Origin of the sequence: Orenia marismortui DSM 5156, from assembly GCF_000379025.1 — a bacterium.
GTDB classification, from domain to species: Bacteria; Bacillota; Halanaerobiia; order Halobacteroidales; family Halobacteroidaceae; genus Orenia; species Orenia marismortui.
The window spans coordinates 400,559-422,126 of record NZ_KB900618.1; the positions used below are offsets into that span (position 1 = coordinate 400,559).

General features: G+C 31.1%; 20 protein-coding genes. 3 read left to right on the forward strand and 17 right to left on the reverse strand.

Translation table 11 applies throughout. From position 1 onward, the window contains the following. Positions 1-127: 127 nt before the first annotated feature. The 3 genes from OREMA_RS0107945 to OREMA_RS0107975 form a co-directional block, all read right to left on the reverse strand. Positions 128-433 (reverse strand): hypothetical protein, encoded by a 306-nt coding sequence (locus tag OREMA_RS0107945; RefSeq protein WP_018248738.1) that lies wholly within the window; start codon positions 431-433, stop codon positions 128-130. A gap of 787 nt (positions 434-1,220) precedes the next feature. Further along, positions 1,221-1,385: a rubredoxin gene (gene rd / locus OREMA_RS0107970; protein WP_018248743.1), complete on the reverse strand. Its 165-nt coding sequence runs from the start codon at positions 1,383-1,385 to the stop codon at positions 1,221-1,223. 237 nt (positions 1,386-1,622) lie between these two features. Then, complete coding sequence (locus OREMA_RS0107975) at positions 1,623-2,006, reverse strand: PadR family transcriptional regulator (RefSeq protein ID WP_018248744.1); 384 nt, start codon at positions 2,004-2,006, stop codon at positions 1,623-1,625. 186 nt (positions 2,007-2,192) lie between these two features. On the opposite strand from OREMA_RS0107975, the gene OREMA_RS0107980 reads away from it, so the two are divergent. Both OREMA_RS0107980 and OREMA_RS0107985 read left to right on the forward strand, forming a co-directional pair. Beyond that, positions 2,193-2,459, forward strand: coding sequence for a hypothetical protein (locus OREMA_RS0107980; RefSeq protein WP_018248745.1), 267 nt, complete (start codon positions 2,193-2,195; stop codon positions 2,457-2,459). 148 nt (positions 2,460-2,607) lie between these two features. Beyond that, entirely contained in the window at positions 2,608-2,871 is a 264-nt protein-coding gene (locus OREMA_RS0107985) for a hypothetical protein (protein WP_018248746.1), read from the forward strand. A 28-nt stretch (positions 2,872-2,899) separates the two neighbouring features. Here OREMA_RS0107985 and OREMA_RS0107990 read toward each other — a convergent pair whose 3' ends face one another. Both OREMA_RS0107990 and gyrB read right to left on the reverse strand, forming a co-directional pair. Further along, complete coding sequence (locus OREMA_RS0107990; RefSeq protein ID WP_018248747.1) at positions 2,900-3,628, reverse strand: YetF domain-containing protein; 729 nt, start codon at positions 3,626-3,628, stop codon at positions 2,900-2,902. An 871-nt stretch (positions 3,629-4,499) separates the two neighbouring features. Then, on the reverse strand, positions 4,500-6,407 hold the full coding sequence (gene gyrB, locus OREMA_RS0107995; protein ID WP_018248748.1) for a DNA topoisomerase (ATP-hydrolyzing) subunit B: 1,908 nt from the start codon (positions 6,405-6,407) through the stop codon (positions 4,500-4,502). 424 nt (positions 6,408-6,831) lie between these two features. Between gyrB and gyrA the strand changes: the two genes are divergently transcribed. Then, a complete protein-coding gene (gyrA, locus tag OREMA_RS0108000; protein WP_018248749.1) occupies positions 6,832-9,231 on the forward strand; it encodes a DNA gyrase subunit A in 2,400 nt (799 codons plus the stop codon). Between the two features lie 83 nt (positions 9,232-9,314). Here gyrA and OREMA_RS0108005 read toward each other — a convergent pair whose 3' ends face one another. From OREMA_RS0108005 to hisZ, 12 genes are all read right to left on the reverse strand, one after another. Further along, entirely contained in the window at positions 9,315-10,421 is a 1,107-nt protein-coding gene (locus OREMA_RS0108005) for a protein-glutamate methylesterase/protein-glutamine glutaminase (RefSeq protein ID WP_018248750.1), read from the reverse strand. A 129-nt stretch (positions 10,422-10,550) separates the two neighbouring features. Beyond that, positions 10,551-10,913, reverse strand: coding sequence for a response regulator (locus OREMA_RS0108010; RefSeq protein WP_018248751.1), 363 nt, complete (start codon positions 10,911-10,913; stop codon positions 10,551-10,553). Positions 10,914-10,927: 14 nt separating this feature from the next. Then, positions 10,928-12,916 carry a chemotaxis protein CheA gene (locus tag OREMA_RS0108015; protein ID WP_018248752.1) on the reverse strand — a complete coding sequence of 663 codons (1,989 nt, stop codon included), beginning with the start codon at positions 12,914-12,916 and terminating at the stop codon, positions 10,928-10,930. 17 nt (positions 12,917-12,933) lie between these two features. Next, positions 12,934-13,410 carry a chemotaxis protein CheW gene (locus OREMA_RS0108020; protein ID WP_018248753.1) on the reverse strand — a complete coding sequence of 159 codons (477 nt, stop codon included), beginning with the start codon at positions 13,408-13,410 and terminating at the stop codon, positions 12,934-12,936. 206 nt (positions 13,411-13,616) lie between these two features. Continuing rightward, positions 13,617-14,267: a bifunctional phosphoribosyl-AMP cyclohydrolase/phosphoribosyl-ATP diphosphatase HisIE gene (gene hisIE, locus OREMA_RS0108025; protein ID WP_018248754.1), complete on the reverse strand. Its 651-nt coding sequence runs from the start codon at positions 14,265-14,267 to the stop codon at positions 13,617-13,619. Then, a complete protein-coding gene (gene hisF / locus OREMA_RS0108030; protein ID WP_018248755.1) occupies positions 14,258-15,016 on the reverse strand; it encodes an imidazole glycerol phosphate synthase subunit HisF in 759 nt (252 codons plus the stop codon). The genes hisIE and hisF overlap by 10 nt, the downstream gene beginning before the upstream one ends. A 410-nt stretch (positions 15,017-15,426) precedes the next feature. Next, the gene (gene hisA, locus OREMA_RS0108035) at positions 15,427-16,152 is read right to left on the reverse strand and encodes a 1-(5-phosphoribosyl)-5-[(5-phosphoribosylamino)methylideneamino]imidazole-4-carboxamide isomerase (RefSeq protein WP_018248756.1); all 726 of its coding nucleotides are present in this window, start codon (positions 16,150-16,152) and stop codon (positions 15,427-15,429) included. Positions 16,153-16,500: 348 nt separating this feature from the next. Then, entirely contained in the window at positions 16,501-17,118 is a 618-nt protein-coding gene (gene hisH / locus OREMA_RS0108040; RefSeq protein ID WP_018248757.1) for an imidazole glycerol phosphate synthase subunit HisH, read from the reverse strand. Between the two features lie 176 nt (positions 17,119-17,294). After that, the gene (gene hisB, locus OREMA_RS0108045; protein WP_018248758.1) at positions 17,295-17,879 is read right to left on the reverse strand and encodes an imidazoleglycerol-phosphate dehydratase HisB; all 585 of its coding nucleotides are present in this window, start codon (positions 17,877-17,879) and stop codon (positions 17,295-17,297) included. 68 nt (positions 17,880-17,947) lie between these two features. Beyond that, positions 17,948-19,255, reverse strand: coding sequence for a histidinol dehydrogenase (gene hisD / locus OREMA_RS0108050; protein ID WP_018248759.1), 1,308 nt, complete (start codon positions 19,253-19,255; stop codon positions 17,948-17,950). A gap of 109 nt (positions 19,256-19,364) precedes the next feature. After that, positions 19,365-20,021 (reverse strand): ATP phosphoribosyltransferase, encoded by a 657-nt coding sequence (hisG, locus tag OREMA_RS0108055; protein WP_018248760.1) that lies wholly within the window; start codon positions 20,019-20,021, stop codon positions 19,365-19,367. Then, on the reverse strand, positions 20,021-21,241 hold the full coding sequence (gene hisZ / locus OREMA_RS0108060; RefSeq protein WP_018248761.1) for an ATP phosphoribosyltransferase regulatory subunit: 1,221 nt from the start codon (positions 21,239-21,241) through the stop codon (positions 20,021-20,023). Before hisZ ends, hisG begins: the two co-directional genes overlap by 1 nt. Positions 21,242-21,568 lie beyond the last annotated feature (327 nt).

The window sequence follows — 21,568 nt, forward strand, 5'->3', positions numbered from 1 at the left end:
TAACTTTACTGTTACTTATATATGTTACTGCCGATAAAAAAATATTTACTTTAATAAATTATAATAGAAAATTTAAAATTATAGCTTAAATTTATATTTGAGGGAGGAGCAGGAGCAAAAGCCCCTCTTAATGACTTTTATCTAAGAAATCAAACAGACTAACAACATTATCATTAGAATTTCTTAAAGATAAATCAATATCTTCTTTTGATAAAAAGTTAATCACCTGATTTCTTCCTTCTTTATACCTTGATTTAATTGTATTTTCAAAAAGATCGTCAAAGACACTCTTAATCATAAGCATCTCTAAGCTATTAAAACCTTTATTATCTTCTTCTTCTTTTTGAAATATATCAATCATATCATGAGCAATTTGAAGACAATAATCAGCATCAATTAATCCCTGAGCTCTTTGATCTTGACTGAGTCTCATTATATTAATTCCCCCCTCAATATTATTATCTCTAAATCTTATCTTTTTTATTTTCTATATAACAATATATTAAATATTTATAGTTCAATAATTTTAATCTATTTTTACTCAAATGGCTAATGTAAATATTTTACTTTAACATTTTCTTCTTTATTGTATATTATGTATTGAAAAAGCAAGAAAAGATAAATGAATTTTATTTTTTGCTTTGTACCTAATTTTCAAATTAACTCTAGTGCTTATATTAAATTTGAAGGAGGGATATATAATGGGAATGTATGATGATAATGCTATGCTTTTCATCTTCTTAATTCTTATCTTGTTACTTTTTAGTGGCGATATGGGAATAAAATACTAACTAAATTTTTAACTTATCTAAAAGGAGGTATTTAAGATGGGTATGTATGAGGACAATACTATGCTTTTTATCTTCTTAATTCTTATCTTATTACTTTTTAGTGGTGATATGGGAGTAAAATACTAATTAAATTATCTTAATAAGGAGGAATACATAATGGGTATGTATGATGATAATGCTATGCTTTTTATCTTCTTAATTCTTATCTTGTTACTTTTTAGTGGTGATATGGGAGTAAAGTACTAAATTAAAATTTAATAAGGGAGGAAATCAAATGGGATTATATGGTGGTGGTAATTTGCTTTGGCTTATTATATTAATTATTTTACCATTATTATTTGGTGGTACAACAGAACTTAAACCTGGATTAAAACCAGGTATCAAATATTAAGATAAAAAGCTGGTCCGCTGACCAGCTTTTTTACATTATTAGTCTTCTATTTTTTCAAACATATCTTTGCTTACACCACATAATGGACATTCCCAATCCTCTGGAATATCTTCAAAAGCAGTACCTGCTTCAATGCCACTATCTGGATCTCCTTTTTCAGGATCATAAACATAACCACATACTGTACATTCATATTTAGCCATAAAATAATCTCCTCCTTAATATTTATCTTACACTTTTATTGTAATCATTTCCTTGAGATTTTATAAGTGAATTTTTATTTATCTTATTTATGTAAAATAATGATATAAGTTTTACAAAATCAATCTATTAGAAATGATTACTAATAGTAGTTATATTATAACTCATATGCTTGTTAATGTCAACAGTAATTGCTGCTTCTATATCATTCGATATTTTCCTTAATAGAAATCATATATCTATATTTCACCATCATAGATTTCATCAATTGCAGTATTTACAATTTTTAAAGCATCTTTAAAAGAGCTTTTATATTTTATCTTCATTTTCTCAAAATGAGTAGCACCTTTTTCAGTTATACGATAATAACGAATCGACCTTTTATCAGGTTCATCCCACCAAGCCTCTAAGTAACCTTCATCTTCCATTTCACGCAATAATGGATAAACCATACCCCGAGATGGCTTCCAGCGAGTTCCCATTTGTTCATTGATAGTATCGAGAATCTTCTGACCATACATCCTCCCATGTTTTTCCACTAAATGTAAAATGTAAATAGATGTAAAAGCAGTTGTACTTATTTTAGCAGGAAACTGACGATTCAATTTTCCTTTATAGTCCAATTTTTCTCCCCCTTTTTTAGCTTATTATATTCATAATTGACTTATTTATAAATGACTTATATTATTATTTAGGTAATTTTTACTTGAATTCCTGCAAAAATTTTATATAGGCATTTGATTTTTAATAAATTTTTTTATAAAATTAATACTGTTGCTATAAAAAGAGAATACATAAGGAGGATTTATATGTGGGTTAAAAGAAGAATTTCAAGTTATCGGTTCTCTAAAATAAATAATTATGCTGATGCGCTTGAAAAAACAGTTAATATACTAAAGAAGAAATTTGGTGATAACAAAGTTTTTTTATCAGAGGAGAACGACAAATCAGGTAAAAAGCATATCTTTATCAAGGCTAATTTGAAAAAAGAAGAAAGCAATAAGTTCAATACAATTTATGATGATATTACTACCATGTTCTTCGCTGGAAAAAGCAACCAGAAGTTCGATTTTTAAGAGAATCCCTTTCATTTTTGAAAGGGATTTTTTATTATCTGAAATTAAATTGCTATTGCTATTAAAGTTTATTATGTTATTTTTTACTTATTATAAAGCTACTAGTTCAAGGTAAGACTATAAAAAAGAGTAAAGGAGGTTAAATAAATTGGCCCAAGGACCAAAAGAAAAGTCTTATAATCATGAAGCTAGTGATAATCCCGGCAGTCCAGGTAATTCTTTTGTCCATGAACCTAATATATTAGAACAAGAGTTAGGTTCAACTCAAGATCCTAGAGAAATTCCTCAAGGTTATGCAGGTACTCATAGTATGCCAGCACTTTTTGGCTGGATAAGTCAAGAATATCAAAGACAAATTGCTGATGAATTAGTTGATATAGGAAAAAATAAAACACCTAAGAAGATAAAATAATAGTTCCCTAAAGAATAGGTCTTCTGACCTATTCTTTATTATCACTAATATCCACAGTATCTTTACCTAAATTATCATTCCTCAAATCAAAATATATACTATTATCGATTGGATTATAACTAGCAAATAGTACATTTTCTATTTTAAAAATATTATTTTTTCTCAAATTATCCTCTAACCATTCTCTAGTAAGTCCATGTTGCTTTAAATTTGGCTCTATTAATTCTCCATCAGCAATCAACTCTGTACATATACTCTCTTCTTGACCGTCTAAATTTAAATCTTGAGGGGTCAGTGATTTTTTATTAGCATTAGGAAGTACACTTAATTTACCATCAGTTTCTAAAATAGCAAAATGTGCATCTCTAATATCAAAAATATTATTCTTTCTTAATTCTGAAAGAAGGTCTTCTAAGTTAAACCTTGTCTTTCTAAGATTATCTTCTAAAATCTTGCCTTGATGAATTAAAATCGTTGCTTCACCTTCTATTACCTTTCTAACTTTTCTATTTTTTAATGCAATATATTGCATTAAAAAGGTTAAAGCTGCAAATAAGAACAAACCAATAAAATGCTGCCAAGTTCTCTGATCTAAATCACTAGCCATATTACCAGCTATGGATCCAAAGGTAATACCATTAATATAATCATAAAAGGTTAATTCACCAATCTGTTTCTTGCCTATTATTCTAGCAAAAAAGAAAGTAGCATAAAACGCTACTAATGTTTGTATAATAATTTCTATTATTACCCTCATTTTTAACCCTCCCTAAGTATCTCAAGCTCACAATTAGGGTAGACTAAAATAAAAATATTTATTATTATAAAGGAGATTTTATGTCTTTATCTATTCAAGTTATATTAACAATATTGTTTATTGTTGTTGGTTTTGCAATTCTTTATTATCTGTCTAAAAAAGAAATGTTATAACAAATAAGCGGGTGTATAAATACACCCGCTTATTTTAACTTTTGAACAATCAAAAAATTTAACTTGCTATCAAATTTATTAGTATGTCATTTTTGTAATAGAATTACAACTGCTAGTGATAAGTTTCAACCCCTTAAAGTAGAGAATATTTTTCAGTTGACATACTTCATTTAAAATAATTTATTATATTTTAATCTTTTCAAGAAACATAATCGATAGATATTTGATTCCCCACTAAAATTTGAAAGTAACTTCTATCTTATCGATTAATATAGTAATTACAATATATAATCCTAGCGTGTTTCTCAATCTTTTGACCTTAACTGAAAAAATTACTGTTTAAACGAAGAAAACAATAATAAGCATTTACAACATGGCAGATACTTTTTTATAAAACTATTAATTCAAGATCCACAATTAATATTTCTTATTTCTGAGTAAGTTTAATTTTTTCTTGACCTTTTTGCTTGCTTTTTTGTCAATGACGCCCCGCAGGAGAACATTAAAAATTAAAATTTCACGAAGGGTTATCTGTTCAAACCCGAAGAAGTAGTCTTGGGCTGAAAAAGTAAATCGCCCTTAGGCAAAACCTACAGCAGAATATCTAGATTAAAATATAAAGCAAAATATCATCTACTAAACTCAACACTCAAAAATATATAAAAAAAAGCAGCCCACAACTGTGGACTACTTCCCCTTTATATATCAATATTATCGGCTAAATCTGCATTCTTCATAATAAACTCTCTTCTTAATCTAGCTTTAGAACCCATCAATCTATTAAAGACATCATCAGCCACTATCTCATCATCAATCTCTACCTTTTGTAACTTGCGATTTTCTGGATCCATTGTAGTCTTCCATAACTGTCCTGGATTCATCTCACCTAAACCTTTGTAACGCTGAATACTTATTTTATTTCTATCCTTATCAGCTAGATAACTTTCTAATTGTTTATCAGTATAAAGATATTTCTCTGTTTTCCTATAAGTCACCTTATATAAAGGTGGTTGAGCAATATAGACATGCCCTTTTTCTATTAACTCTGGCATATAACGATAGAATAAAGTTAAAATTAAAGTACAGATATGAGCACCATCAACATCGGCATCGGTCATAATTATTACTTTATGATACCTTAACTTATCAAGGTTAAATTCTTCTCCAATTCCAGCTCCTAAAGCCGTTACAATAGTTGAAACCTCAGCATTCTTTAGGATCTTATTTAAACGAGATCGTTCTACATTTAGGATCTTACCCTTCAAAGGAAGAATAGCCTGAAACTTACGGTTACGACCTTGTTTTGCAGATCCACCAGCAGAATCTCCCTCTACTAAATATAACTCACATTCTTCTGCTTTACGGCTACTACAATCAGAAAGTTTACCTGGCAAAGAGTTACTATTTAGAACTCCCTTTCTTCTAGTTAACTCTCTAGCCTTCTTAGCCGCTTTACGAGCTCTAACTGCTTCTAAAGCCTTATCAATTACTCCTCTTGCCAATTTAGTGTGAGTATCTAAATAATAACGTAAAAATTCATACACACTCTTCTCAACGATACTTCTAATTTCACTATTTCCTAATTTAGTCTTAGTCTGTCCCTCAAACTGTGGATCAGTTAATTTAACACTAACTACCGCAGTTAATCCTTCACGTAAATCCCTTCCTGACAAACTAGGATCATTCTTCTTTAGTAAATTATTATCTTTAGCATAATTATTAAAAGCCTTAGTAATAGAAGTCTTAAATCCAGTTAAATGATATCCTCCATCATGGGTATTAATATTGTTAGCAAAAGTATATATTCTTTCATTATAGCTCTTATTATATTGAAAAGCTACTTCAACATAGGTATCATCTATCTCTTCTTCGATATAGACAATATCATCAGTTAATGGATCTTGACTTTCATTTAAATGCTCTACAAAAGCCTCTAAGCCTCCACTATAACAATAATCTACCTTTTTAGCTTCTTCTTTTCTCTCATCAATTAAGATCAACTCTAGATTTTTATTCAAAAAAGCTGATTCTTGTAGCCTTGTACTTAAAGTTTCAAATTTATAATTGATATCATCAAATATTTCTTCGTCTGCCTTAAATCTAATTTGAGTACCTGTCTCTTTAGTCTTTTCACCTTTTTCAAATTCTGTAACAGGAATACCACGTTCATACCTTTGTCGATAGACATAGCCATCTCTATGAATCTCTAATTCTAGCCATTCTGATAAAGCATTTACTACAGACACACCTACACCATGCAATCCACCAGAAACTTTATATCCGCTACCATCAAATTTACCACCTGCATGCAAAGTGGTTAATACTAATTGAGCTGCTGGTAAACCTTTTTTAGAATGGATATCCACTGGAATACCACGCCCATAATCTCTAACAGTTATTATCTCTTCTGGTTGAACCTTAATCTCTATCTTATCTCCATGACCAGCTAAAAATTCATCTATACTATTATCAACTATCTCCCAAACGAGATGATGTAATCCCTTAGTTCCTGTAGAACCAATATACATTCCTGGTCTCTTTCTAACAGCCTCTAAACCTTCTAGAACTTGAATTTGTTCTGCATTATATTGTTTGTCTACTGCCATATATTAACACCTCTCTTATTGTTCCCATCTTTTGTCAAAACTTATGTTTCCATTTATTATAATAGCATATTAAAGAATTCTTAGCAACTATTAGCCCAATTAAGATTCGATTGACCTGTTTATATCTAAATTAATCAAAACAAATAATTATTATTCCTAATCAAGAGTAAATTTTAATAAAGCAACTAAATGATTGTAATATAATAATACTTTTTATTAGAAAACTACTTTTTAGATAAAGATATATTCATAGCAGACTACTTTGTCAAACAATACCTTAATAATATCTTATTAATTAATGAAAGCTAAATTTATACTATCTAAAGTTATTAAGATACTTAATATAAATTTTACAAATTAAGATTTAATGATATAATAAATACTGTCAATCTCAATTGTAATAATTGAAAGGAGTAGATAAAAAATGAAAGATAAAAATATTATGCCCGTAGCTATTGAAGATAAAATGCGTAATTCATATTTAAATTATTCATTAAGTGTTATTATTGACCGTGCTTTACCTGATGTTAGAGATGGGTTAAAACCTGTACATAGAAGAATTTTATATGCTACTAAGAAATTAGGCTTATTACCAAATAAACCACATAAAAAATCAGCTCGTATTGTTGGTGAAGTTTTAGGTAAGTATCACCCTCATGGTGATAGCGCTGTATATAATGCAATGGTTAGAATGGCTCAAGATTTTAGTCAAAGATATCAATTAATTGATGGTCATGGAAACTTTGGTTCAATTGATGGTGATAGTGCAGCGGCTATGCGTTATACAGAAGCTAGATTAGCTACTATCTCCGAAGAACTACTTCAAGACATTGAAGAAGAGACTGTTGATTTCACTGACAACTTTGATGGTAGTCTACAAGAACCAACTGTATTACCATCTAGAGTACCTAACCTATTAATCAATGGTTCTAGTGGAATTGCTGTCGGAATGAGTACAAATATTCCACCTCATAATTTAGTAGAAGTTATCGATGGATTAATTAAACTACTAGCAGACAATGATATTACTATTGAAGAGCTAATGAATACTATTCCAGGTCCTGATTTTCCTACAGGAGGGGTTATTGTTGGAAATGATGGCATTAAAAGTGCTTACAAAACTGGAAAAGGAAAGATAACATTACGTGGTAAGAGTGAAATTGAAGATCGTGGTCGTGGTAGAGAACGTATAGTTATTACTGAAATACCTTACCAACTAAGCAAGTCTAAGTTAATAGAAGAGATTGCTGATACAGTTAAAAAAGGTAAGATAGACAATATTAGTGATGTTCGTGATGAATCTGATCGTGATGGACTAAGAATTGTGATCGATTTAAAGAAGAAAGCCAACCCTACCATAATCTTAAATCGTTTATATAAATACACCTCTTTACAATCTAATATGAGAATTAATATGTTAGCCTTAGTTAAGCAACAGCCAAAAGTAATGAACATTAAAAAGATACTTGAATCTTTCTTAGACTTTAGAAGAGAAGTTATTACTAGAAGGACAAGATATAAATTAAATACGGCTAAAGATAAAGAACATCTACTAATAGGCCTTAAAAAGGCAACAGATCAGTTAGATAAAGTAATTCAGATTATCAGAAGTTCTAAATCTCCAAAAGATGCTAGAAAGAATCTACAACGAAAATTAGAAGTTACTAAAAAACAGTCAGAAGCTATTTTGAATATTAGATTACAAAAATTAGTTAGTCTAGAAATCCAAAAATTAGAGGATGATTTAAAAGAAATTCGAGCAACCATTAAACATTTAGAATCCATCTTAAATAGTAGTGAAATACTTAATAATATTGTTAGAGATGAATTAATTGAAATCAAAGAAAATTATGGTGATAAGCGTAAAACCAAGATTTTGGCTGATGACTCTAAAGCTGAAATAGAAAAAGAAGATCTTATTAAAGATAAAGAAGTAGTTATCTCCTTATCTTATCGTAATTATATCAAACGTGCTGATAGCTTAGAAAATGTTAGATCTGGCAAGAATGACTTTATTACTCATATTTCTAAAGGAAGAAGCCTTGACCAAATCTTATTCTTTACCAATACTGGGCAGAGCTATAGTATAACAGCACATGAATTACCTGAACATCATGGATTATCTAATGGAGATCCACTAACTCAATTCTTAAAACTACCTATGAATGAAAAGATTGTAGCTATGATTGTATTAACTGAGCAGGTAAAAGATAATTATATTACTATCGCTACAAAAGATGGACAAGTTAAGAAGACCAAAGGTGAAGAATATGAAAGTACTATCTCTTCAATTAAAGCAATTAACCTAAATGATGGTGATGAAGTAGTTGGGGTTAAAGTTACTACTGGTAATAATCAAATACTACTAGGTACAAAAGAAGGCTATACTATCCACTTTAAAGAAGATGAAATTAATGATACTGGTCGGAATACTAAGGGAAGTAAAGGAATTAACCTAAATAATAATGATAAAGTAATCAGCTTCAATATAGTAAAAGATGACAAAATAGTTGTATCATTAACCAAAGAAGGTCGTGGAAAAGCAAGCCCAATTGATGATTATACTCTACAGAAGAGAAATGGAAAAGGGCTACAAACCATGTCAAATAATAAGTATAAGCTTTTAGATATATTAACTGCTCACAAGAATGATAAAATCGCCTTAGTCAGTGATAGTGGAGAAATCTTTGAAAAAGAAGTAAATGACATTACATCAACTAAGCGTTTGGGGAGCATGTACACCCAGGTTAAGCTAACAGATGATGAATTAATTGAAATTCATAGATTACCTAGACTAAGTTCTACTACTAAAGATAATGACTAATCAAAAATTAGTATAATTAAGCAAAAATATATTTTCAAAAAGTAAGAGGATGGCATTTGCCATCCTCATTATTATTAAATTAATTATGAATTAACTCTTCTAACAATTTCAACTGCAATATCATCAATAGACTTAACTACATCTACTGCTCCTAATTCATAAGCTGCCTTAGGCATACCATAGACTACACAACTTTCTTCATCTTGAGCAATAGTTTGTCCACCAGCATCTCTAATTAATTTCAAACCTTCTGCACCATCTTTGCCCATCCCAGTCAACAAGACCCCTACTATATTATTTCCGTATTCGGCAATAACAGATTCCATAGTTATATCTACTGCAGGCCTGACATTATGAACCTTATCACTTTGAGACAAGCTCACTTTTCCTCTTTCAATTACCATATGATAGTCCCCAGGAGCTAAGAGAGCAAGACCTTTCTCTAGTCTATCACCTTCTTGAGCTTCTTTAACCTTAATTTTAGATAATTTATTCAACCTCTCTGCTAAAGAAGTTGTAAAACCAGGAGGCATATGCTGAATAATCAAAATCTCTGCATTTAAATCCTCTGGCAATAAAGTCACTACCTCTTTTAAAGCACGAGGTCCACCAGTAGATGCACCGATTACTACTAATTTTTTATTTGAAGCAGGCCTTTGCCCTTGACTTAAATTCTTCTTATTTCTGTTGATTCTTTTTAACTTTCTCTTCTTTAAAGAGAGAGAAGTATTAGATAAGCTAGGTGCTTTATCTAATTTAACTTTAGCCTTTGCTGCTAATCTTACCTTCTCAATCAACTTTTCTTGTACTTTATTAATATCTAATGAAATACTCCCAGAAGGTTTAGCAACAAAATCAACAGCTCCTAATTCTAAAGCTTTAATAGTTGTTTTGCTCTGTTTAGTTGTCAAACTACTTAGCATCACAACTGGAATAGATTTTCCTGTTACTTGGACCAACTTTTCTAAAAATTGTAGCCCATCCATCTTTGGCATCTCTACATCTAAAGTAATTACATCAGGATTACACTTCTCTAGTTTACGTAAAGCATCTATTCCATTCCTTGCCCGATCAATAACTTCTATATTATCTGCTTCTTCTAACATTTCACTGATTACTTTTCTCATAAAAGCAGAATCATCTACTACTAATACTTTGATTGTTCGCGATTTTTCCAACTGAGAAGTCAATTCCACACCTCCATTAACATCAACCCAAAATATTACTAAAAGCGTCTTAAACTTTATTTGGGTTGATTGGTTTTACTATAAAATCCTTCTTACAGGTTTCAAGGAAGGCTTTGGTAATTTCCAGATAAGTTAACCTAGAATATTCTTCAAAGCATCCTTTACTTTATTAGGCTTAATAGGTTTTACTATAAAGTCTTTCGCTCCAGCCTTTAGCGACTCTACAACCATAGGTTTTTGCCCCATAGCACTACACATAACCACCTTAGCTTCAGAATCATAAGCTATAATCTGTTTAGTAGCTTCTACACCATCCATTTTAGGCATTGTTATATCCATAGTTACTAAATCAGGAGATAAATCCATATACTTTTGTATTGCTTCTTCTCCATTAATAGCTTGTCCAGCTACTTCATAACCATTCTCTTCAATCAATTTACCCAACATTGTTCTCATAAATTGTGCATCATCAACAATTAATACAGACTTCGACAAGACAGTTCCCCCCCCTAAGCAGTTGTAATTTCTTCTACATTAACAATTAAAGCTATACTACCATCTCCTAAGATAGCTCCACCGGCAATCTTTTGAAGGTTCTCTGATAAATCATTAATTCTTTTAATTACTACTTCCTGCTGTCCAATAATAGAATCAACCATTAAACCATAGTTATCATTTCCTACTTCTACAATAACTGTAGGGATCTCTAATCTCTCTTCTTCTAGTGGTTCCTTCTTTAACTTTTGGCGTAAAGAAATCAACGGAATTACAGAACCACGTCGATGAATAACTCTTTCCTGTCTAATAGTTTGAATTTCTTCAGGATTTACATCAACAATCTCTTGGATTGATTCTAAAGGTATTACATACTCTTGGTTTGCAACCTTTGTTAAGAATCCTTGAATAATAGATAATGTCAATGGTAATTTAATAGTAAAGATAGAACCTTTTCCAACTTCAGAACTAATATCTACCGAACCACTTAAAGATTCAATTTTAGTCTTAACAACATCCATACCTACTCCTCTACCTGATACATCACTAACCTCTTCATTAGTACTAAATCCAGGAGCAAATATTAAATTAATAACTTCATCATCGGTCATATTAGCTAACTCTTCTGTAGTTACAACTCCTTTTTCTACAGCTTTATTTCTAATAAACTCAGGGTTAATACCTTTCCCATCATCTTGAATCTGAATTACAACATTGTTACCTTCATGGAAAGCAGATAATTTAACTAATCCCTGTCTACTCTTTCCTATTTTTTCTCTTTCATCAGGATTTTCAACTCCATGATCAATAGAATTTCTTATCATATGAACTAAAGGATCACCGATTTCATCAATAATTGTTCGATCTAATTCAGTCTCTTCACCTTCAATTACTAAATTAATATCTTTATTTAAATCCTGAGCTAAATCACGTACTAACCTAGGAAAACGATTAAAGACTATACTAATTGGAACCATTCTCATTTCCATAACAGCATTCTGCAACTCTGTAGTTACCTTACTTAATGGTTTTAATTTTTTATTTAGCTCATCTAAGTTATAACTTGTACCAACTGATTCAACTTGAGTACGTTTAATAACCAGTTCTGCCACTAAATTCATTAATGAATCTAAACGTTCTACATCGACTCGAATAGTATTATTAGACTTCAATCTTTTTGATAATGAAGTAGCTTTTCTTTTCTTCTTAGAACTGTTCTTCTTAGAAGATTGTTTAGTCTTTTCTTCTTTTTTATCTTCTTTCTCTAACAAAGAATTAATATCTTCAACAACTTTAATCTCTATTTCTTCAACCTCAGAGATAGTATTGATAGAATTATAGATAATCTCTTCTTCATCCCTACTTAAAAATAAGACATGAAAAATATCATTTAACTCTTCATTTTTAATCTTTTCAATCTCTGGGTTAGATTTAATTAATTCCCCATATTCTTCCAACGCTTCAAAGATCATATCGGCTCTAAGTGATTTAAATACACAGTCTGCTTCTAATTTAACTTTAATAATCATTGGATTACCCTCATTTTGGGTAATCAATTCTAACTCTTCTTTGCTTAAACTAAATTCTGATTCTCCACCACTTTTAACAACAGTTTCATTATTATTAACAACTGTATCATCTTGAGAATAAGACTTCAATTCACTAATTAATTCATCCATTCCCTCTACTTCATCGGGGTTGTTACTTAATAATTCCAACATATCTACGGCTCTAAATAGTAAATTAACAACCTCCGTATTTACAACTAATTTTTCATCTCTTAGTAAGTCTAGTACATTTTCCATAGCATGGGCTAATTCACTAACATTATCAAAGCCCATAGTACCAGCCATACCTTTTAAAGTATGAGCTGCTCTAAAAGATTCATTTATCATTTCCATATCTTCAGGATTATTCTCCAAAGTTAATAATGAATCATTTAAGATGTCCAAATGCTCTCTAGATTCACTAGCATACAACTCTTGAAAATCATTCATATCCATAATACAATTCCCCCTTCCTAAACTCCTTTATCTACCTTTACATCATTATCTAATTCAATCTTTTCTTTAGATTTTAATAAATTATCCAATTCTAAAAGAACCACTATGTCTTCATTTATTTTAATAATACCTCTGATATAATCATTTTTAATCCCAGACATACTCTTAGGCGGTGTGTCAATATTATTTTCATCAATATGTAAAACCTCAGATACTGCATCTACTATTAAACCTACATTCTGTCCTTCAAACTCTACTACAATTATTCTAGTATCATCTGTCTTTTTTATATCTTTAAGAGCAAATCTCTTCCTTAAATCAATAACTGAAATAATATCTCCCCTTAAGTTAATAATTCCCGCTATATAAGAAGAATCAATCGGAAGTTCAGTTATTTCTTTCATACGAATAATTTCATGTACCTCTGTAATCTTAACTCCAAATTTTTCAGTACCTATATCAAAAACAATTATTTGTCCTGTTTCATTGGCCATTAAAATTCCCCCTTTCATAGGATAAGTTAGTAAAAATAAAATTTTTACTAAAATTTTATTTTATATTCAATGATTTTATATACTAAATCCTTAAATTAATAATTCGTGATTTTGTTTATTAATTCCTTCTTAATTAATTAAAAAAATCTCTCCGATCTAAATATTTCTAAATAATACAAAAAAAGATACCTATCAAAGGTATCTTTTTATCTTCTACTCTCTAATTCTTTAAAAATATCTTTTAAGCTTACATCATAGTAAACCATCATGACTAATAAATGATAGAACAGATCAGCTACTTCATAAATAATTTCTCCAGAGTCATTCTCCTTAGCAGCCATAACAACTTCAGTAGCTTCTTCTCCAATCTTCTTTAAGAAGGCATTTTCACCTTTGTTATACAAAGATGAAGTATAGGACCCTTCCTTTGGATTATTTCTTCTATCTTTGATAACATCATACAATTCATCTAAAATATCGCAATCTAAAGCTTTTTTATAAACCTCTTCAGGATCAAAAACCTTTTCTGCTTCCTTCTCACGTTTTATTCCACGATAAAAACAAGATTTATGTCCTGTATGACAAGCCCCACCAGTTTGCTTTACTTTTAATAATAATGTATCTCCATCACAGTCATAATCTATCTCTTCAACCTCTTGGATATTTCCAGAACTTTCACCTTTCCACCATAATTCTTGGCGGCTTCTACTCCAAAAACATGTTCTACCTGTACGAATAGTATTTCTCAGAGACTCTTCATTCATATATGCCATCATTAGAACCTCTTTAGTTTCTGCATCTTGAATGATAGCTGGAATTAATCCTTTTTCATCAAACTTCAAATTACTTATAGACATCTGACATTCACACCCTCTTTCTTTAAATATTCTTTACTTTCTTTAATAGTATACTCTTTAAAATGAAAAATGGATGCAGCTAAAGCAGCATCAGCTTTACCTATAGTAAATGCTTCTTTAATATGTTCTAAATTTCCTGCACCACCAGAAGCAATTACAGGAATATTTACCGCTTTAGAAACTGCATTATTTAATTCATTATCATAACCATCTTTGGTTCCATCTCCGTCCATACTGGTTAGAAGAATCTCTCCTCCACCTAAATCTTCTATTCTTTTAGCCCAGTCAACTACATCAATTCCTGTAGCCTTTCTCCCACCATGGATAAAGACTTCCCAGGAGTCTTCTTTCCTCTTTGCATCTATTGCTACAACTATACATTGACTACCAAACTTTTGAGCACCTTCCCTAATTAATTCAGGATTCTTAACTGCTGCCGAATTAATAGATACCTTATCTGCTCCTGCCTTTAATAATTCTCTCATATCCTCAGTAGTTCTAATTCCTCCACCAATTGTAAAAGGAATAAATACTTTCTCTGCTGTACGTTTTACTACATCAACCATAGTCTTTCGTTTATCACTGGAAGCTGTAATATCTAAAAATATCAATTCATCAGCACCTTCACGATCATAAAACGCAGCCAACTCTACAGGATCTCCTGCATCACGAATATCGACAAAATTTACTCCTTTAACCACTCTACCTTTATCAACATCAAGACAAGGTATAATCCGCTTTGCTAACATTCTATCCCCCCTCAAATCTAAAGTTACATCAAACTCAAAAGATATTTTTTTGCCATAGATCTACACAGCTATTCACTAATTTAAATCTAATAACTTTTAATACTAACTCCATCAATTAAACCTTTACTCTTTATTCGTATTTCATTCGTGATCATCCGTGGTTAAACAATCTTTTAATCTTTTCTTACCACAAATTAACACTAATTTACACGAATTTAATTCAAGACCTTTTTAAACAATAATTCTATAAATTAATCTTTTAATCTTTATTCGTGCTATATTTGTGACCATTCGTGGTTAATTAATCTTTTAATTATTTTTTACCACCAACTAACACTCATTTTCACGAATCAAATTCAAGATCATCTTAAACCCTAATTTTATAAAAGAGTTAGAATTATATTATAATCTTAGCTATTAGCTAATTCAATAGCCTCTTCTAAATCTAAGCTATCTGTATAAATTGCTTTTCCTGTTATTACTCCTACAATCCCATCCTCTTCTACTGCTTTTAAATTTTTAATATCCTCTATTTTGGATACTCCCCCTGAAGCAATAACCTTTAGCCCAGTCTCTTTAGCTAAGTTTTGAGTACTGTCTATATTTGGTCCTGTTAAAGTACCATCTTTACTAATATCGGTAAAGACAACCCACTCTACACCTTTAGTCTTCATCGCTTTACCTAAGTCAACAATCGTAGTATCAGAAGTCTCTAGCCATCCTTCAGTTGCTACATAATTATTCTTAGCATCAATACCTACTACAATTCTATCAGAACCAAACTCTTTGATTCCTTCTACCACCAATTCTGGATTTTCGATAGCCGCTGTTCCAATAATTACTCTATCTACCCCTACCTCTAGATAATTTCTAATAATCCCCATCGTTCTAATTCCACCACCAACCTGAACTGGAATCTCAACCTCTTCAACTATTTTAGAGATTAGCTCTAGATTTGTAGGTTTACCATCTAAAGCTCCATCTAAGTCTACAATATGCAAACGACTAGCACCTTTACTTTCCCATAAACGAGCCATTTCAATTGGATCACCATAAACTGTTTCTTGATCAAAGTCCCCTTTATATAAACGAACACAATTTCCATTCCGTATATCTATCGCTGGTATAACTTCCATGTTTAATCCTCCTTTAAATTCAGTGATAAGTGACAGAGCAATCAGTAACGAGTTAAGTTCAATCCTTAGGATAGTTCCAGAATTTTAGTAGAACTTTAAATTCTATGGTACAACACAACAGACTAAATCCTGTTGCTAATCATCTCTTAAAATTTCAAATAATTTTAACCCCTTTTAAGGAAAGTTAGATTATTTTTAAGATTAGCCACGGACTTTTAGCTGATAGGATCATATGTAATCAAAGCTTATATAATAAAAACAATTTATAGAAAATTATAATTCTATTAGTACAAGACATTAAATTCTTATTACTTTATCTTTTACTCGTTACTGGTCACTCCTTACTAATTACTGCTCTTCAACTATTTTTCCGAAATTTTTAAGAATCTGTAAGCCTTTTTCACTACTCTTCTCTGGATGAAATTGAGCCCCATAAATATTATCTTTAGCAATACTTGATACAAACTCAATTCCATAATCAGTTGTGGCACCTATTACATCTTGATTTTCTGTCTCGACATAATAAGAATGTACAAAATATTGAAACTCTCCATCGTCTAATCCTTCGTAAAGCTTATTATCTTGTTTGATATTTAATTGATTCCAACCTATATGTGGAATTTTAAGTCCTAAATTATTAGGAAACTTCTTTACTGAACCTGAGATAATATCTAAGCCTTTGCTATGTCCAAACTCTTCACTTTCGGTAAATAACAACTGAAATCCTAAACAAACACCTAAAAAAGGCTTTCCTTCATTAATAACTTGATAGATAGGATCTATTAAATCTAAATCTTGAAGGTTCTTCATAGCATCCTTGAAAGCACCTACCCCTGGTAGAACAATTCCATCAGCATTTAATATTTCATATTTATTACTGCTTATTTGCGCTTGATAACCAACCTTTTCAAAGCTCTTTTGTACACTCCTCAAATTGCCCATCCCATAATCTATAATCTTAATCATCTTATCACCTCGCTTAAATTCAGTTTATAATTGAGAATGTAGAATTAAAAATTAATACATTAACAATATAAAGCAAAGAAATTAATATTTTTATCATAGTTTATACTAAGATTAAATTATGAACTACTTTGCCTTTGAACTTTAATTTTCAATTATACATTTTAAATTCTCAATTCTTATAGCTTTCCTTTAGTTGACATTACCCCTGTAATTCTATCATTAATAGTAACTGCTTTAGATAATGATCTTCCAAAAGATTTAAAGATTCCTTCAATAATATGATGGGTATTATAGCCTGCTAACTTTCTAATATGTATATTCAACCCAGCATTAAAGGCAACCGCTCTAAAAAACTCTTCTACCAACTCAGTATCAAAATCTCCTACCTTCTCTTTAAGCTCTTCTACCTCAAAGTTCAAATAATATCTTCCACTTAAATCCAAGACTACATGTAATAAAGCATCATCCATTGGAACAAACTCATTACCATAACGGTTAATTCCTGCTTTATCCCCAACAGCCTTCTTAATAGCTTGCCCTAATACAATCCCGATATCTTCAACAGTATGATGATCATCAATCTCTACATCACCATTGGCCTCTATTTCTAAATCAAATAGTCCATGTCGAGTAAATAGATCTAGCATATGGTTTAAGAAAGGTACTGGAGTATCTATATTAGACTTTCCATTGCCATCTAAGTTAATATTTAATCTAATCTCAGTTTCACTAGTCTGACGATCAATAGTTACTTGGCGCATTTTAGACCTCCTTTTAAAATATAGTAACAAGTGACAGGGTGACGAGTAACAACTAACAAGTTAAGTGCTTACTCATCACTACTGCCCTCAAACCTTACTTTAATACTATTAGCATGAGCATCTAAGCCTTCTACTTCTGCTATTTTAATTGCATCATCTTTTACCTTCTCTAAGCCTGCTTTAGTATAATAAATGATACTTGATTTTTTCATAAAGTCATCTATATTTAGTGGGGAATAGAATCTAGCTGAACCTCCAGTTGGTAAGACATGATTAGGTCCTGCTATATAATCTCCTACTGGTTCAGCAGCATATTCACCCATAAAGATTGCTCCTGCATTCTTGAGCTTACCTAAGATTGCAAAGGGATCATCTACTTTTACCTCTAAGTGCTCTGGAGCAAAGCGGTTAGTTAAGTCAATTGCTTCATCTAAATCTCTAGCAAGCAATATTGCCCCATAATTATTCAAAGACTCACTAGCAATTTCTTTTCTAGATAATTCTTCTAACTGCTTCTCTACCTCTTGATTGACCTTCTTTGCTAAGTCTAATGAAGTAGTTACCAAAATACTTGAAGCTATAGGATCATGCTCTGCCTGTGACAATAAATCTGCTGCCACAAAACGAGTATTAGCACTTTCATCTGCTAATACTAATACTTCACTTGGCCCTGCTAACATATCTATGTCAACATATCCAAAAGCCATCTTTTTAGCTAAAGTTACATAAATGTTACCTGGCCCAACTATCTTATCAACCTTAGTTATAGTTTCAGTACCTAAGGCTAAACCTGCTACTGCCTGAGCACCACCTACTTTATAAATCTTATCTACCCCAACTTCTGCTGCTGTTACTAGGGTGTATGGATTAATTCCTCCATTCTTGGCTGGTGGAGTAACCATAATAATCTCTTTAACTCCCGCTACCTTGGCTGGAGCACCATTCATTACTACTGAAGATACTAATGGAGCACTGCCACCTGGTACATAAATACCTACTCTCTCTAAAGCTTCAATCTTTTGCCCTAAAATTACTCCATCTTCTTTTACATCCATCCAACTTTCTTGTAGCTGTTTATTGTGAAATTCACTTACATTCTTAATCGAAACTCTAATCGCTTTTAAAAATTCATCATCAACTTGCTTATAAGCCTCTTCTATCTCCTCTTGACTTACTTCTAAGCCCCTATCTTTTAAGTCTACCTGATCAAAACGAGCTGTGTATTCAAAGATTGCTTCATCGCCTCTAGATTTGACATTATCCCAGATCTCTTGTACAGCCTGTACCTGAGCTTCATTATCAAAAGATGAACGATTTAAAACCTTATTTAACTCTGCTTCTATCCCTTTTTCACTGGTCTTTAATATCTTTAACATCTTTAAACCTCCTTTTTTTAATTCAGTAACGGTGACTAGTAACTAGTGACAAGATAAGAGAAAAAACTTTAATGAGAATAATTATTCATTCTCTCTTTACTATCATCCATTACTTCTTACTGCTTTTCTCACTAATCACTCTCTTTATTCCCTCAACTATCTCTTTAATTCTACTATATTCAGCTTTATAACTCACTTGATTAACAATTACTCGTGCCGAAGACTTAGCTATTTCAGCAATCTCAATTAAATTATTCTCACGTAGCGTAGTTCCAGTTGAAGTTATATCTACAATCATATCAGACAATCCAATAATAGGTGCTAACTCTATTGAACCATTCAACTTTACTACTTCAATTTGAATCCCTTGTTGATCAAAATATTTTTGGGCAACATTTATATATTTGGTAGCAACCCTTCCAGTTGGTGGAAGTTGACTTAAGTCAGTGATTCCTCTGTCTTCAGGTAAGGCTACAACCAACCTACAGCCCCCTATTCCTAAATCTAACATTTCACAAATATTTGCCTCTGCTTCTAATAAAATATCTTTTCCAGCAACCCCTATATCAGCAACTCCATTCTCTACATAAGTTTGTACATCAACAGCCTTTGATAAGATGATATCAATCTGATTCTCTTCATCAGTTAAGACCAATTTTCTAGAATCATCACTAAAGTCTCTACTGACTATTCCAGCTTGCTGTAGGATATTAACTACTGGAGTAAATAACCTACCTTTTGGTAAAGCAATAGTTAGTTTACTCATTATTGCTCTCTCCTCTCAACTTTAATGTCTCTTAGTCTTTGCTTTAATTCTTCACTTCCTACAACTTCTATGCTTAAATCTTTGCTATTTACATAATCTATAATCTCTTTTAATTCTCTACCTTCTATTTCAATCTCTACTGCTCTTCCTTCTTTACGTAATTTATCTGCTAATTTGAAACCCTCTTCTTTATATTTAGCACCAATTAAAAGTAAAGTTCTATCTATTTCTTTAGCAAATTCATAACCTTGCTTTTCTAATGACAATAATAATCTATCAGTTCCTATAGCAAAGCCTGTAGCAGGAATAGAATAGCCAAATTTACTTACCAAACTATCATAACGTCCTCCACCACAGATAGTATATCCTAAGTCTTTACTATAGCCTTCAAACACTATTCCTGTATAATAATCAAAACTTCTAACTACACTTAAATCTATACAGATATAATCATCTACACCCATCATTTCTAAGTTCTTATATACTTCTTCCAAGTTAACTAAAGCTTCTAAAGATTCTTCATTATCTACCAAATCTTTTGCCTTGACTATAACTTCTAATCCTCCACGAAATTCTTGAGCTGATAATATAGCCTCTTTCTGCCTCTTTGTAAGTTCTGTATCTAATAGCAATTCCTGTAACTTAACCGTATTTCTATCAGCTAAAGCAGTTCTAATCTTAGCTTGCAATCCTTCATCCAACTTAGCAGCCTTCATAATTCCACCAAAATAGTCTACATCTCCAATATCAATTTTAAAGTTCTTTAATCCTGATTCTGCTAATGATTTTGCTGCTATAGCAATAACTTCAGCATCTCCCATTGGACTTGATACTCCTAATAGTTCAATTCCAACTTGATAGAACTCCCTATACTGCCCTGCTCTTGGTGCTTCATATCTAAAAACATTACTTTGATAAGCTAACCTCAATGGTAAAGGCTCATCCTTTAGTTTAGTTGCTGCGACCCTCGCAATTGATGCAGTCATTTCAGGTCTTAAAGCTAAAATTTGGCCTTTGCGATCAAAAAATTTATACATCTTAGTCTGTAATCCCTCTGTTCCTGCTGATAATATATCATAAAATTCAAAGGTAGGTGTTATAATATCATCATAACCCCAGCTTTTAAATACCTTATCTAATCTTCCTTCTATATACCTCTTTTTAGTAGCCATCTCTGGCAAATAATCTCTAGTTCCTTCTGGCCTTTGTAATTTAATCACTCGCTTACCCTCCTTTAATACTTTACTCCTTTAAAGTGATGATTTCTTAAAATATAACATATATTTGCCATTCTGTCAATATAATATCTAAATAATATTTTCAAATACTTAATCCTTTAATTCTAGTTTTATCAATTTCTACCTTCCTAATATATATTTATCTTTTTAAGTGATATTATTCTGATTATTTTTGGTAGCAGATAAAGGAGATCTTAAACTTATCAATAACACACATTTAGTTGGCTTTAGGTAAGATTTTTTCTATTATTGAAATCAAAAATATATAAGCTATAAAAAAAGCCCTTTAAGCTTGAAAGCTTAAAGGGC

Bases quoted from the DNA above. Each gene is read 5' to 3' on its own strand.
- OREMA_RS0107945 (WP_018248738.1), bottom strand. From the start codon at position 433: ATGAGACTCAGTCAAGATCAAAGAGCTCAGGGATTAATTGATGCTGAT.
- rd (WP_018248743.1), bottom strand. From the start codon at position 1,385: ATGGCTAAATATGAATGTACAGTATGTGGTTATGTTTATGATCCTGAA.
- OREMA_RS0107980 (WP_018248745.1), top strand. From the start codon at position 2,193: ATGTGGGTTAAAAGAAGAATTTCAAGTTATCGGTTCTCTAAAATAAAT.
- OREMA_RS0107990 (WP_018248747.1), bottom strand. From the start codon at position 3,628: ATGAGGGTAATAATAGAAATTATTATACAAACATTAGTAGCGTTTTAT.
- gyrB (WP_018248748.1), bottom strand. From the start codon at position 6,407: ATGGCAGTAGACAAACAATATAATGCAGAACAAATTCAAGTTCTAGAA.
- gyrA (WP_018248749.1), top strand. From the start codon at position 6,832: ATGAAAGATAAAAATATTATGCCCGTAGCTATTGAAGATAAAATGCGT.
- OREMA_RS0108015 (WP_018248752.1), bottom strand. From the start codon at position 12,916: ATGGATATGAATGATTTTCAAGAGTTGTATGCTAGTGAATCTAGAGAG.
- OREMA_RS0108020 (WP_018248753.1), bottom strand. From the start codon at position 13,410: ATGGCCAATGAAACAGGACAAATAATTGTTTTTGATATAGGTACTGAA.
- hisIE (WP_018248754.1), bottom strand. From the start codon at position 14,267: ATGTCTATAAGTAATTTGAAGTTTGATGAAAAAGGATTAATTCCAGCT.
- hisF (WP_018248755.1), bottom strand. From the start codon at position 15,016: ATGTTAGCAAAGCGGATTATACCTTGTCTTGATGTTGATAAAGGTAGA.
- hisA (WP_018248756.1), bottom strand. From the start codon at position 16,152: ATGGAAGTTATACCAGCGATAGATATACGGAATGGAAATTGTGTTCGT.
- hisH (WP_018248757.1), bottom strand. From the start codon at position 17,118: ATGATTAAGATTATAGATTATGGGATGGGCAATTTGAGGAGTGTACAA.
- hisB (WP_018248758.1), bottom strand. From the start codon at position 17,879: ATGCGCCAAGTAACTATTGATCGTCAGACTAGTGAAACTGAGATTAGA.
- hisD (WP_018248759.1), bottom strand. From the start codon at position 19,255: ATGTTAAAGATATTAAAGACCAGTGAAAAAGGGATAGAAGCAGAGTTA.
- hisG (WP_018248760.1), bottom strand. From the start codon at position 20,021: ATGAGTAAACTAACTATTGCTTTACCAAAAGGTAGGTTATTTACTCCA.